Below are 12,887 nucleotides of genomic sequence, written 5' to 3'. Positions count from 1 at the left end.
CGACTCCTTTCAGGCGGGGGTGGGTGGTACGTAACGAGCGTTGCGGTCCACGGTCCGGTAGATCTCCATGCCGAGGCCGTTGCGGCGCTCCTCGGCCAGGTGCCCCAGCAGGCCGGCGGCACGGGCCAGCAGGGCGAAGCCGCGCAGCAGGTCGACCGGCAGCCCGAGGTCGGCCAGCGCGGCACCGCAGACACCGGCTCCGTTGAGCGGCAGGGTACGTCCGAGCACCTGCGGGTGGACCCGGCCGATCGCCTCGAACAACCGCAGGTGGGGGCCGTGCAGCCCCTCCTCGTCGGCGATCCGGATCAGCACCGGCGTGCGCGGGTCCTGTTCCTTGTGCACGGGATGGCCCAGGCCCGGTACCAGCCGGCGCTCGGCGCGGGCCCGGGTGACCGCGGCCAGCGCGAGGGCGTCGAAGCCGGCGTCGTCGGCGGGCGGTTCGCCGGCCTCGGCAAGCGCGTCGGCGAGGAACCGGCCGCTGTCCTCGGTGACGCCGAGGAAGCGGGAACCGCCGCCGAGCAGACCGGCCGCGAGCGCACCCTGCAGCGCCTCCGGGGCGCTGAGGTAGGTCATCCGGGCGGCGATCGCGGTCGGGGTGAAGCCGTGGTCGGCGAGCGCCACCAGCACCGCCTCGAACAGCCGCACCTGTGACGGCGACGGGCGGCGCTGGGCGACCAGCCAGAAGGCCAGCTCACCGAAGCCGACCTTGCCCATCAGGTCGGCGGCCAGGTCCTGCCCGAGCAGCCGGATGGTGCTGGCGTCGGAGGTGCCGATCGAGGTGGGGAAGCTCAGCTCTGGGTCAGCCACTTGCGGATCTCCTCGCCATGTTCGTCGAGCCCCGGCGGGGGCAGTTCGTAACGTGCTCGGGTGGCCGAGAACGTGATCGGGTTGCGGACCATCGGCACCGCCGCCTCCCCCTCGCCCACCGTGACCACCGGGTCCAGGCCGAGTTCGGTGGCGAAGGCGACGCCGCGGTCGATGGTGTTGATCGGCGCGCAGGGCACGCCGGCCGCGATCAGGTCGGTGAACCACTCGTCGCGGGTCCGGGTACGCAGCCTCTCGACCAGCAGCGGTCGCAGTTCCTCCCGGTGGGCAGTGCGGTCCTGGTTGCGGCCGAACCTCGGGTCGTCGACGAGTTCCGGCAGGCCGAGCACCGCGCAGAGCTTGCGGAACTGCCCGTCGTTGCCGGCGATGACGATCAGTTCGCCGTCCGAGGTCGGCAACGGCTCGTACGGGAAGAGGCTGGGGTGGGCGTTGCCCATCCGGTACGGCACCACGCCACCGGCGACGTACCCGCTGCTGTGGTTGACCAGGCCGGACAGTGCCGACGACAGCAGGTTCACCTCCACGTGCTGGCCGGCACCGCCACGGTCGCGGTGGTGCAGTGCGGCGAGGATGCCGATCGAGGCGTGCAGCCCGGCCATCACGTCGAACACCGAGATGCCGGCCCGGTACGGCGAACCGTCCGGGTCACCGGTGAGGCTCATCAGCCCCGAGATCGCCTGCACCATCAGGTCGTAGCCGGGCAGTGACGCGCCGGCTCCGGTGCCGAAACCGCTGATCGAGGCGTAGATGACGCCGGGGTTGCCGGCCGCCACGGAGTCGTAGTCCAGCTCGAACCGACGCAGGCCGCCGGGCTTGAAGTTCTCGATCATCACGTCGGCGCGCCGCGCCAGCTCGCGTGCCGCGGCCAGGTCGTCGGGCGAGCGCAGGTCCAGGGCGATGGACCGCTTATTGCGGTTGATGCCCAGGTAGTAGGTGGAGACGTCGTCGCGGACCGGGGGCATCCAGGTCCGGGTGTCGTCTCCGGCGGGGCCCTCGACCTTGATGACCTCCGCGCCGAGGTCCGCCAGCAGCATCGTGGCGTACGGCCCGGCGAGAATCCGGGAGAAGTCCGCCACCAGCAGTCCGGCCAGGGGCCCCGGCGAGCCGCCGGCACCGCTCCGATCCGCCATGCTCATGCCTCCGTCCGCATCACGGACGATTGTCCGTGAACGCCAGTCTGTGCCGGCGCCCGTCGGGTGTCAACCGGCAGCAGCCCCCGCCGAGGCCCCGGTTACCGCCCACACGGGCAGACCCAGCAGGACCTGCGCCTCGCTTCCCGTTCGCGGCAATTATCCCGGTGCCGTAATCATCCGTTGACACTCCCACAAAAGCGGGGCAATAATTCGCCCCTCACCTCCATCCACCATACGGACGGTCGTCCGCAACGATTTACATTCCCGCGACGATTGGAGCTGATCAATGGGTACCAGCGACTCCGGCGCCGTGCAACGGCCGCCGCAGCCCGGCCGTCCGGTGCTGTTCCGCAACGGCCTGGTCCTCACCATGGACGACACGCACCAGGTGCTACCGGGCGCCGACGTCCTCGTCGTCGACGAGCGCATCGCCGCGGTCGGGGTCGGCCTGACCTCACCGGAAGGTGCCCTGGAGATCGACGCCACCGGCGGCATCCTGATGCCAGGCATGATCGACACCCATCGGCACATGTGGCAGACGGCGATGCGGGGGTACGGCGCCGACTGGACCCTGACCCAGTACTTCGTCTGGTACTACCTGGAGTCCGGCCGGCTCTTCCGCCCCGAGGACGTGTACGCCGGCAACGTCCTCGGCGCACTCGAAGCCCTCGACGCCGGGGTCACCACCACCGTCGACTGGTCCCACGGGCTGCAGACCCCGCAGCACGCCGACGCGGCCGTCGACGCCCTGGAGGCGGTCCCCGGTCGTTTCGTCCTCGCGTACGGCAACATCCAGCAGGGGCCCTGGGAGTGGTCGGCCAGCACCGAGTTCCGCGACTTCGTCAACCGCAGGCTGCACGGCCGCGGCGACATGCTCGGCTTCCAGATGGCCTTCGACGTCACCGGCGATCCGACCTTCCCGGAGAAGGCGGCGTTCGAGGTGGCCCGGGAACTCGGCGCGACCGTCACCACCCACGCCGGTGTCTGGGGCGCCACCAACGACGACGGCATCCGGCTGATGCACGAGCACGGCTTCATGACACCCGGCACCATCTACGTACACGCGGCGACGCTGACCCACGACTCGTACAACCGGATCGCCGCCACCGGCGGCTCCGTCTCGGTCTCCACCGAGAGCGAGCAGAGCGCCGGCCAGGGCTACCCGCCCACCTGGCAGCTACGCCACCACGACATCCCGGTGTCGCTGTCGATGGACACCAGCGTCTGGTGGAGCGGCGACCTCTTCTCCGCCATGCGCTCCACCCTCGGCGCGGACCGCTCCCGCGAACACCTGGAGGCGCACGCCCACCAGGAGACGATCACCCACTGCCACCTGCGGGCCGAACAGGTGGTCGACTGGGCCACCCGCGGCGGCAGCCGGGCGCTCGGGCTGGACGGCTCGGTGGGCAGCCTGGAGCCGGGCAAGAAGGCGGACATCGTGCTGGTCAAGAACGACCGCTCGCCGGTGATGTTCCCCGTGCTCAACCCGTACGGGCACGTCGCGTTCCAGGCCCAGCGCGGCGACGTGCACACGGTGCTGGTCGACGGCCGCGTGGTCAAGTACGAGCACCAGCTCGTCGGGGTCGATCTGGCCGCCGCCAGGCGAGACGTCGAGCGGACGATCGACCACCTGATCGGCGAGATGGGCGAGGAGGCCTGGCGCCGGGGCATGAACCCGGACGTCCCGCAGACCAAGGTGCTGGACAACCCCTACACGTACACCAAGTGGGACGCCGGCTCGGCGCAGTGGAAGCGCTGAGCACCGGCACCACCCGCGGCCGTGCGGGCCAGGTCGCGACGAGGAAGTCGCGGCCCGGCCCGCCGACGTGGATCGGTTGACACCGCGGACCACGATGACAGCGCAACCGCGCGACGCGTGGCTCCGGGGGAGGTGGGCGCCGGATGCGGAACCAGCCATCGGAGATCACCAGGATCGTCGCCGACACCGGGCTGGGCGAGGTCGTCGCACGTCATCGCCTGTCGATGGCGACGGAGCTGAGCTTCGCCATCACGTACGCGGTGTTCGCCGTGTTCGGGTTGGTGTTCGGTGACGACCTCGGCAAGGCGATGGGTGCCGGGGTCGGCGTGCTCGCGGTGGTGTTCGCGGTGCCCGCCTGGCGCAAGTCCCGCCGCCTGCTCTACCTCTGCTCCGGCGGCCTGCTGACCGCCACCGGGACCACCGTGACCCAACTGCTCACCTGGGACGACGTCGCACACCTGCGGGTCTGGAACACCCGGATCTACCAGCTCGGGCCGTACGAGGAATTCTCCCGCTGTGTGCTGACCCTGACCGACGGCAGCACGCTGAACCTTTCCAGGCCGCCCTACGCGGACATCGAACAACTCGCCGCGGCCGTCGAGCAGCGGATGACTGCCGTCAGCCACCCGCGGCGCACCGCGGAGATCGCCGCGACCGGTGCCACCGCCTTCGGCCCGATCACCGTCACCGACAGCGGAATCCACGACGGCGAACGGTTCGCGAGCTGGTCGGACATCACCAGGGTGGAGCGCGGCCGGGTACGGCTACGCGTCTTCACCCGCCCCGGTCGGCCGGTCATCTCCCGTCAGGTCAGGACCGTTCCGGACGTCGCGGTACTGGTCGCCATCGCCACCGAGCGCGCCGGACGGCCGGGATAGGTCGGGACGCCGACGAGGGGGTGGGCACCTCGGCGCCCACCCCCGTGTCCGTCGGCCGGCTAGCGGCCCGCTGCCGCCCGGTCCCGGTCGCGGCGCTCCATCGCCTTGCGCAGCAGCGCGATCAGGACCTCCTTGCCGGACTGCCGCTGACGGGCGTCGCAGAGCATCACCGGTACGTCCGGATCGAGGTCGAGCGCGAGCTGGACCTCTTCGAGCTCGTACCGGCGGGCACCCTCGAAGCAGTTCACCGCCACGATGAACGGGGTGCCCTGCCGCTCGAAGTAGTCGATCGAGGGGAAGCAGTCGGCCAGCCTGCGGGTGTCGGCGAGGACGACCGCGCCCAGCGCGCCGAGCGCCAGTTCGTCCCAGACGAACCAGAACCGGTCCTGCCCCGGCGTGCCGAAGAGGTAGAGGACCAGATCGTCGTTGATCGTGATCCGACCGAAGTCCATCGCCACGGTGGTGGTGGTCTTCGCCTCGACACCGGAGATGTCGTCGATCCCGACACCCTGCTCCGAAAGGACCTCCTCCGTACGGAGCGGTCCGGTCTCGCTGACGGCGCCGACCATGGTGGTCTTGCCCACCCCGAACCCACCGGCAATGAGGATCTTGAAGGCGGTCGGCAGCCCGCGGCCACCGGCGGATGCGTCAGAGTGCTCGTAGTCCATTGATCACTGCCTCGAATACGCTGTCGTCCGGTAGGGCGGTCGCCGGCCGGGGTTCCCGCACCTCCACGAAATGCCGCTCGAGCAGGTCGCCGAGCAGTACGCGGATGGTGCCCAGGGGCAAATTCAGGTGCGCCGCGACCTCGGCGACCGACTGGGTCCGCTGGCAGAGGCCGACGATTGCGAGATGTTCGGGTCCGAAGCCGACCTCCAGCGGAGCGTCGGCCCGGATGGCCAGCACCAACGAGATCAGGTCGAACCTGCCTCGGATGGGCTTGGTCCGGCCACGGGTCATCGCGTACGGACGGACCACCGGTCCCGCGTGGTCGTCAACCCACTGGTCCTCCAAGGATCCTCCCCCAGCGGCTGTCATGGCGGCCTACTTCTCTGCACCCGGAGACGATGCCGAGCCCGGCTCCCGCGCGGGTGAGGCGAGGAACTTCCCTGCCCGGGTCACCAGCATCGCCATCTCGTACGCGATCAGCCCGACATCGGCGTCCTCGTCGGCGAGTACGGCCAGGCACGCGCCCCGGCCCGCCGCGGTGACGAACATGAACTGGGACTGCATCTCGATGATGGTCTGCTGTACCGGGCCGCCACCGAAGCGCTTCCCAGCACCCCGGGCGAGGCTCTGGATCCCGGCCGCGACCGCCGCCAGGTGCTCTCCGTCGTCCCGGCCCAGCCCCTTCGAGCGGGCCACCAGCAGGCCATCCACGGAGAGGACGATGGCATGCTCAGCCTGCTTGACCCGGCCGACCAGATCATCCAGCAACCAGGCCAGGTCGGCGCTCGACGCTGTCTTGTGCACCACTCGTTGTCCTCTGTCTCCTGTCGGCGAGGGGTCGCCGAGTCGATCTCCTGGTTCGGTCACGTACGCGGCTGGTCCGGGGGTGTGTCGTCCGCCCCGTCAGCCGCAGCGGGCTGCGCCTGCGCCTCCTCGTGCGTCAGCCGGGCCGCGTCCGAGCGACCGCGTCTGGTGCCGATCTGGTAGGAGCTCATCATCGAACGGACCTGCTCCGGCGGCCGTGGCGCCTCGTCGTCGTCAGCCTCGACCGACACACCCCGGTCCTCCTGCTGCAACGGCTTGGCGAGGTTGGCCTGCCGGACCCGCACCGGCAGGCCGGAGGGGGTCTGGGCGGCCTTCTCCGGTGTGGTCGCCGCCGACTGGTCCTCGTCCGCCGCGACAGCGGGTCGCTCGACGGCCGTCGACGACTGCGGCAGGCTCGAACCGGCACGCTGCTGCGGGATGAGGGCCTCCATCCGCTGGGTGGTCAGCGGCGGGCGGGCCGACCGCGCCGGCAACGGGGGCGGCGGGTCGGTGTCGTCCGCCACCGCCGGGCCCGGGGCCCACGACATCGGCGCCGGGGCCGACGCCTGGTCCGCTCCCCCGCCCACGGTCGTCGCGCCGACCCGCACGTTCGGGGTGACATCGGTGGCCGCCGGCCGGTCCGGCTCCGGCTGGTCCGGCTCCGTTCCGGTGTCGGTCACCAGGCTGAGCGGGATGAGCACGACCGCGGTCGTACCGCCGTACGGCGACTCCTTGAGGTGTGCCCGTACGCCGTGCCGCTCGGTGAGCCGGCTGACCACGTACAGCCCCAGGCGGGTGGCGTTGGCGAGGTTGAACTCCTGCTGGCTGACGATCTGCTCGTTGGCCAGCGCGAGGTCCTCCTCGGTCATGCCGAGCCCGCGGTCCTCGATCTCGACGACGAAGCCGTTCGCCACCATCTGCCCCTTGACCTCGACCCCGGTGTGCGGGGGCGAGAAGGAGAGCCCGTTCTCGATCAGCTCGGCCAGCAGGTGGATCACGTCGCCGACGGCTCGCCCGGCGAGTGCCACCGGACCCATGGGGAGCACGGTGACCCGGGTGTAGTCCTCCACCTCGGCGACCGCGCCGCGCACCACGTCGACCATCGGCACGTTGCGGCGCCAGGCGCGGCCCGGCTTCGAGCCGGAGAGCACGATCAGGTTCTCGGCGTTACGCCGCATCCGGGTGGCCAGGTGGTCGACCCGGAACAGGTCCTCCAACTCCTCGGCGTCGTTCTCCCGCCGCTCCATCGCGTCGAGCAGGATGAGCTGGCGGTGGACCAGGGCCTGGGTACGCCGGGCGAGGCTGAGGAAGATGTCCCGTACGCTGCGCCGCAGCTCGGCCTGCTCGACCGCGGTACGGATCGCGGTCTCCTGGACCACGTTGAACGCCTGCCCCACCTGGCCGATCTCGTCGTTGCCGAAGTCGAGCGGCGGCGCCTCGGCGGAGACGTCCACGTCCTCGCCCCGGCCGAGTCGCTCGACCACACCGGGCAGCCGCTCGTTGGCCAGCGTGCGGGCCGCCTCGCGCAGCCGTTCGAGCTGGGCGACCAGGGCACGGGCCGTGGTCACCGAGACGATGACCGAGGCGATGACGGCGAACGCGCCGAGGACCGCGGCGAGGAAGATGCGGACGATCACCCAGATGGCGCCCGGCGTACTGCGCTCGACGATGCCGTCGCCGCCGGTCACCACCACGTCGTGCAGTTGCTGCAGCGCCGGCTCGACCACGCCCTGCCAGTCCGCGAGCTTGATCGGCGGTGTGGTGCCGTTCCGGGTGCCGAGGATCAGCCGGTCCTCGGAGCCGTGGAGCCGGACGAACGCGTCACCGGCGAGCATCTCGTCGTACCGGGCCCGGTCGATCCGCTCCAGGTCGCTGACGGTCTTGTTGCCCATGAACCGCTGCGCGCCGACGAGCTTCGCGACCTCGGCGTACTCCGCCGGGGTGATCCTGCCGGCGGACAGGATGCCGGTGACCAGCGCGTCCTCTTGGGAGATCAGCTCGTACTGGCGGTTCAGGTCGATCAGGGCGGCGGCCTGGGTCGCGATCGTCTCGTCGTCCAGGCTGCCCAGCGCGTCGTAGACGCGGAAGATCCCGTCGACGACGTCGGTGTAGGCGGCGGCCGCCGCACCCCGGTCGATCGTCCGCGCGTCGATCTGGGAACGGATGACGTCCAACTCGTCGAGCTGGGCGACGGTCGCGCCGACCCGACGCTTGAGTTCCGAGGTGCCGGCGACGTCGGCCTGGCGGCCCTGTGCGGACTGGCGGAACTCGGCCGCGCGGTCCCGGGTGTTCGTCCGTGCGGCCTGCAACTCGGTGCCGGCCGCCTTGGGTGAACCCAGGTACGCAAGCGAAAGGCGTCGCTCGGTTTGCAGTCCCTGCAGCAGTGGCTCGCTCGGCTCGTACACGTAGACGTTGAGCGCCTGGGCGAAGAGCAGGTTGGTTCCCTCGCGCAGCGTCACCCACGCGGCGAACGCCCACAGGGCCGTGAGCGAAACCAGGAGGGCGACCACTTTGGTACGTAGATTCGCGCTGCTGCCGCGAGGAATGCGGGGAGCCATTACACCGTCCCAGGCCGGGTTTTGGGGGTGTCGTCATATGTCGGTGATACGTCGTACCGAATACGTTGACCGGGTCATTTGGGAGTGCGCGGACACGCTAGCAGGATCGGACAAGTCATCTCAAGTCCACACAATGAGATTGCGGAAATCTAGTGCGGCGCCAGAGCTGGCAACAGATCCGCCCTGCTGACGACAGAGTGGAGCGCCGCCAGTGTGACGGACTGCACAATCGCCGTCGGCGCATACAGGTCCTTGCCGTGCCACAACGCCGGATACGGATCTCGCCCGGCGCCGTGTCGCAGATAGGAGTATCCACTAAGGACGGACTGAATCAACGCACCGGGCAGGGGCGACCTGACGCCCAGGAGAACCAGCAGCGCGTACGCGGTCTCCTCGGCCGTCCCCGACCAGCGTCCCCACGAACCGTCCGGCCGTTGGGTGGCGACGATCCAGTCGACGGCCCGACCGACCGCCCCGGCGATGTCGGGCCCGCGCCCGTGCTCGCGCAGCGCGAGTACGGCACACGCCGTGGCGTAGTAGGGCGAGGCGTGCCAACGGTCGTACCAGGCCCCGTCGGCGTGCTGCTGCTCCCCGAGCCAGCCCGACAACCGGTACGCGGCGGCCAGGTATCGCGGTTGGGCGTCCGGCCGGTTCGCCAGGTGCTGACCGATCGCGTCGAGGACGTGGGCGTTGGTCGTGATGGACGCCCCGTCCTCGCCGGGCCAGGTGGAGAAGTGGCTGCCGGTGTCGTACTCCCACAGGCTGGCGGGTTCGACCGGCCGACCGAGCCGGCCGAGCGCGTAGAGGGTGACGGAGGTGGTGTCGGCGTCGGCCGGCAGGCCCGGGCCGGTGGCCGTGCCGGTGGGACCGAGCGCGGAGACCAGACCGTCCACCAACTCCGGCCGCACGGCGAGGTTGACGCCGGCACGGGTGAGTCCACTGAGGACCCAGGCGCGCTCGAAGACGGTGATCGGGGTGGGACAGGGCACCGGTCCGCCCTGGCGCAGCGCCAGGGTTTCGAGGTAGCGCCGGGCGGCATCCGTACCGTCGGCCTGGCCCGCGACCGCGATCCAGGCCGCGGTGGCCGCCGGTGACGCGCCGACCGCGCCGTACCGCAGCGGGCCGATGCCGGACGGCAGCCCGGCGGCCGGGCCGACCACCTCGAACGAGTGCGCCAGCTTGGCCGGCACCTGCGTCCCGGAGGCGATCAGCCGCCGGACTCCGCGCAGCCGGGCGTAGCTCATCCCCGGCGGCAGGCCGAGACGAGGGCCGGTCAGCCACCCGGACAGGCTTGCCGGCGGGCCGTCGAGGTGCCGGTTGATCGCCTCGACCAGTGCCGGCACGATCAGGTCGACCGCCGGGGTGTCGGGCAGGCGCAGTGTCGCGTCCCCGAGCCAGCCGAGCAGCGTCGCCATCCCCCGGTCCACCGCACCGGCCAGCTCGGACTCGGCGATCGTGTGCCGGCCGGCGGTCGCACCTTGGCGGAGCACGGCCAGCAGCGCCTCGACCGCGCTCAGGGTCGGTACGAGGGCGTAGCTGCCCGGCGCGCCCCAGCCGCCGTCCGGACGCTGCGCCGCCAGCACGAAACGCACCCGCTCGGCATGTCCGGCCAACCAGGGAGCCAGCGTGACCAGCCGGGCGGTCTCGTACACCGACGGCGCGACCCGGCCCCACGGATCCTCGACCAGGCCGGCGAGCAGGCTCTCGACCTCACCGGCGAGGTCGCTCGGTCCGGGGCGGACGGACGTCGTCACAGCCGGCCCCAGAAGTCCGCGCCGCCACCGTAGAAGCGGGTGACGAAACCCAGCTGCCGAGCCAGGTACGTCGCTTCGCGGGGGCAACTCGTCCGCAGCGGCGCGAGCAGGTCCACGCAGCCGTCGACCAGCTCGCCGACCCGCCCGGTCACCCAGGCCCGGTCGACCCCGAGCATCAGTACGTTCAGGTCACCCTCGCCCCAGGTGACGTCCCGCTCGTAGGTGGCGAGGTCGTTCACCAGCCGCAGCACCTGCTGCACCTGGCGGCCGACGGACCGCAGTTCGTCGAGCACGTCGAGGCAGTCCGGCTCGCCCGTACGCAGCCAGTGGGACAGGTTCACCCAGGCCAGGCCGGTGTTGTCGGCCGCGTCCAGGTAGGTGTCGACGTCGGGCAGGCCCGACTCGTCGCCGGCCGCGCGGGCCGACTTCCAGCCCCACTCCCGGGTCATCGCGGCCAGGGTACGGCGCAGTTCGGCACGCCACAGCGGTGCGTACGCCGCGAAGGCGGGGGCGGCGAGCAGCTCGTCACGGATGTCGGCGAGGAAGCCGGCCAACGGCGACCCCGGGCCGGGTACGGCACCGTCGGCCACCGCGAGGCAGTTCGCGGTGATCTCGTCCACCTGTTCGGCGGCGACCGCGAGGGTGTCGACCTGCCAGTCGAGCGCGAAGACCCACAGTGCCGCCCGGTTCGCCACCCGGAGATCGGCCGGGCTGGCCCAGGTCATGTTGCAGGCGGTCGCGTACGCGACCCCGCCGATCAGGGCGGCGTCGAACGGCCTGCCGGTGAACAGGTCCGGGTAGGCGCGGACCCGATTGCTCAGGTCGCGCTGCCCGGCCATCGTCAGTACGCCGATCGCGGCGAGCGCCGCGCCGGACGAGAGATCCCGCGCAGCGTCCCCCCGCGTCGCTACGGCGGTCACGCCGCCACTGCCCGGACCGGCCGGAGCACCAGCTTCGCCTCGGTGGCGGGTCGCAGCGAGGCGCCCATCCGGGGCGTGAAGTCCGCCGGGCCGACCAGCTCGGGCCGGAAGCGACTCAGCAGCGTGGCGATGATCAGCGGTGCCTCGACCGCGAACAGGTACTGGCCCAGGCAGCGGTGCTGGCCGCCGCCGAACGGGAAGTAGCTGTAGTGCGGGTCGGGCTTCGGTCCGTCGGGGTCGAAGCGCTCCGGGTCGAAGTCGTCCGGGCGCGTCCAGAACTTCCGCACCCGGTGCGTCACGTACGGGCTGACGAGGATGGTCGCGCCGGCCTCGATCCGGGTGCCGCCGAGCACCTCGTCCCGCACCGCCATCCGTGGGATGAACCAGCCCGCCGGCCAGAGCCTCAGCAGCTCGTCCAGCACCATCCGGGTGTAACGCAGCTCCGGTACGTGGGCGCGGCGTACCGGCGCACCGCCGACCACCCGATCGATCTCGGCGTAGAGCTTGCCGGCGACCTCCGGCTGCGCGGCGAGTACGGGCCAGAGCCAGGACAGCACGGCGATCGTGGTCTCGGTGGAGGTGGACACCATCGCGACGACGTCGTCACGGATCTGCTTCTCGGTGACCGCGTCGCCCTCGATGTCACGCGGGGCGCAGAGCGCGGAGATGATGTCGTCGCCGCCGTCGGGTTCCTGCCGGACGCTCCTGATGATCGGCAGCACGATCTCGTCGAGGGTCGCGACGGCGGCGGCGAAGGCGCGGTCACCGGGCAACGGCAGCCAGTTCGGCGCCCACGGTACGACGATCCGGGGGATCATCTCGGTCGCGATGACGCCGAACGCGTCGACCATCCGTACCGCGTCGGGGACGCTGATCCGGTCGCCGAAGAGGACTCGCATCGTGGCCTGGCAGACGATCCGGGCCAGCTCGGTCGGCGCGTCGACGACCTCGCCCGTGCGGGCCGGCTCGTCCAGACCGTCGACGGCGTCCGCGATCGCCTCGGCCATCCGGTCGGTCATCGTGTTCACCCGTGCCGGGGTGAACAGCGGGCGCAGCACGTCCCGGCTCGACTTCCAGACCGGGCCCTCGGTGACCAGGATCGCCTCGCCGACGGCCCGGCGCACCCCGTTCCAGAGCAGCCCCTCCCGGACGTACCTGTCCGGGTTGTGCAGCACCGTCTCCAGGTGGTCGGGGGATGTCACCAGGTACGGACCCGTCGAGCCGACGCCCAGCCGGACGATCTCCCCGTTCGCCGTGTTGCCGGCCTCGACCAGCGCGTCCAACGGATGCCGGACCAGGCCCGGGAGCTTGCGTAGGGAGAGACTTCGGGCTCGTACCCCGGACGCCGTCTCAGTCACCGGATACCTCCAAGACGTCGCTCCCGTTCGGCCTCGTCCGCGATGCGGCGGCAGTGGGGACCGGCTTGTGACCGGCCGGGGCCGCAGGGAGGCAGTTGATCGAGTTGACCCGGGCCACTGTAGATCTCTCTCCCCGCCCGGTCCATCGATCGGAGACGACTCCTTCGTCGATCGATCGCTGGCGCGTACGGGGTCCGACCTCGGCCGCAGAACCTCGGTGGTGACCGTG

The 12,887-nt window shown here is 71.2% G+C and carries 11 protein-coding genes; 2 read left to right on the top strand and 9 right to left on the bottom strand.

Annotation, left to right across the window (positions count from 1 at the left end; all coding sequences use genetic code 11):
• Positions 1-9: 9 nt before the first annotated feature.
• Together AB0J90_RS29025 and AB0J90_RS29020 are read right to left on the bottom strand one after the other, a co-directional pair.
• Positions 10-807, bottom strand: coding sequence for a citryl-CoA lyase (locus AB0J90_RS29025; RefSeq protein ID WP_363601194.1), 798 nt, complete (start codon positions 805-807; stop codon positions 10-12).
• Positions 789-1,955 carry a CoA transferase gene (locus AB0J90_RS29020; protein WP_363601192.1) on the bottom strand — a complete coding sequence of 389 codons (1,167 nt, stop codon included), beginning with the start codon at positions 1,953-1,955 and terminating at the stop codon, positions 789-791. Before AB0J90_RS29020 ends, AB0J90_RS29025 begins: the two co-directional genes overlap by 19 nt.
• Positions 1,956-2,244: 289 nt before the next feature.
• Between AB0J90_RS29020 and AB0J90_RS29015 the strand changes: the two genes are divergently transcribed.
• Both AB0J90_RS29015 and AB0J90_RS29010 read left to right on the top strand, forming a co-directional pair.
• Positions 2,245-3,717 (top strand): amidohydrolase family protein, encoded by a 1,473-nt coding sequence (locus tag AB0J90_RS29015; RefSeq protein WP_363601190.1) that lies wholly within the window; start codon positions 2,245-2,247, stop codon positions 3,715-3,717.
• Positions 3,718-3,860: 143 nt separating this feature from the next.
• A complete protein-coding gene (locus AB0J90_RS29010) occupies positions 3,861-4,595 on the top strand; it encodes a DUF6585 family protein (protein WP_363601188.1) in 735 nt (244 codons plus the stop codon).
• A gap of 59 nt (positions 4,596-4,654) precedes the next feature.
• Here AB0J90_RS29010 and AB0J90_RS29005 read toward each other — a convergent pair whose 3' ends face one another.
• From AB0J90_RS29005 to AB0J90_RS28975, 7 genes are all read right to left on the bottom strand, one after another.
• Positions 4,655-5,263 (bottom strand): ATP/GTP-binding protein, encoded by a 609-nt coding sequence (locus tag AB0J90_RS29005; protein ID WP_363601186.1) that lies wholly within the window; start codon positions 5,261-5,263, stop codon positions 4,655-4,657.
• On the bottom strand, positions 5,244-5,633 hold the full coding sequence (locus tag AB0J90_RS29000) for a DUF742 domain-containing protein (protein ID WP_363601184.1): 390 nt from the start codon (positions 5,631-5,633) through the stop codon (positions 5,244-5,246). The genes AB0J90_RS29005 and AB0J90_RS29000 overlap by 20 nt, the downstream gene beginning before the upstream one ends.
• 6 nt (positions 5,634-5,639) lie before the next feature.
• The gene (locus tag AB0J90_RS28995; protein ID WP_363601260.1) at positions 5,640-6,068 is read right to left on the bottom strand and encodes a roadblock/LC7 domain-containing protein; all 429 of its coding nucleotides are present in this window, start codon (positions 6,066-6,068) and stop codon (positions 5,640-5,642) included.
• Between the two features lie 59 nt (positions 6,069-6,127).
• Positions 6,128-8,626 carry a nitrate- and nitrite sensing domain-containing protein gene (locus AB0J90_RS28990; protein WP_363601182.1) on the bottom strand — a complete coding sequence of 833 codons (2,499 nt, stop codon included), beginning with the start codon at positions 8,624-8,626 and terminating at the stop codon, positions 6,128-6,130.
• A 149-nt stretch (positions 8,627-8,775) separates the two neighbouring features.
• Positions 8,776-10,380, bottom strand: a complete 1,605-nt coding sequence (locus tag AB0J90_RS28985; RefSeq protein ID WP_363601180.1) for a prenyltransferase/squalene oxidase repeat-containing protein — start codon at positions 10,378-10,380, stop codon at positions 8,776-8,778.
• Positions 10,377-11,300 (bottom strand): terpene synthase family protein, encoded by a 924-nt coding sequence (locus AB0J90_RS28980; RefSeq protein ID WP_363601178.1) that lies wholly within the window; start codon positions 11,298-11,300, stop codon positions 10,377-10,379. The genes AB0J90_RS28985 and AB0J90_RS28980 overlap by 4 nt, the downstream gene beginning before the upstream one ends.
• Complete coding sequence (locus AB0J90_RS28975) at positions 11,297-12,658, bottom strand: cytochrome P450 (protein ID WP_363601176.1); 1,362 nt, start codon at positions 12,656-12,658, stop codon at positions 11,297-11,299. The genes AB0J90_RS28980 and AB0J90_RS28975 overlap by 4 nt, the downstream gene beginning before the upstream one ends.
• Positions 12,659-12,887: the final 229 nt, after the last annotated feature.

Origin of the sequence: Micromonospora sp. NPDC049523 (genome assembly GCF_040676775.1) — a bacterium.
In the GTDB taxonomy this organism is placed as follows: Bacteria; Actinomycetota; Actinomycetes; order Mycobacteriales; family Micromonosporaceae; genus Micromonospora_G.
This window is presented reverse-complemented; position numbering and strand designations above follow the sequence as displayed.

Bases quoted from the DNA above. Each gene is read 5' to 3' on its own strand.
- AB0J90_RS29020 (WP_363601192.1), bottom strand. From the start codon at position 1,955: ATGGCGGATCGGAGCGGTGCCGGCGGCTCGCCGGGGCCCCTGGCCGGA.
- AB0J90_RS29015 (WP_363601190.1), top strand. From the start codon at position 2,245: ATGGGTACCAGCGACTCCGGCGCCGTGCAACGGCCGCCGCAGCCCGGC.
- AB0J90_RS29010 (WP_363601188.1), top strand. From the start codon at position 3,861: ATGCGGAACCAGCCATCGGAGATCACCAGGATCGTCGCCGACACCGGG.
- AB0J90_RS29005 (WP_363601186.1), bottom strand. From the start codon at position 5,263: ATGGACTACGAGCACTCTGACGCATCCGCCGGTGGCCGCGGGCTGCCG.
- AB0J90_RS29000 (WP_363601184.1), bottom strand. From the start codon at position 5,633: ATGACAGCCGCTGGGGGAGGATCCTTGGAGGACCAGTGGGTTGACGAC.
- AB0J90_RS28990 (WP_363601182.1), bottom strand. From the start codon at position 8,626: ATGGCTCCCCGCATTCCTCGCGGCAGCAGCGCGAATCTACGTACCAAA.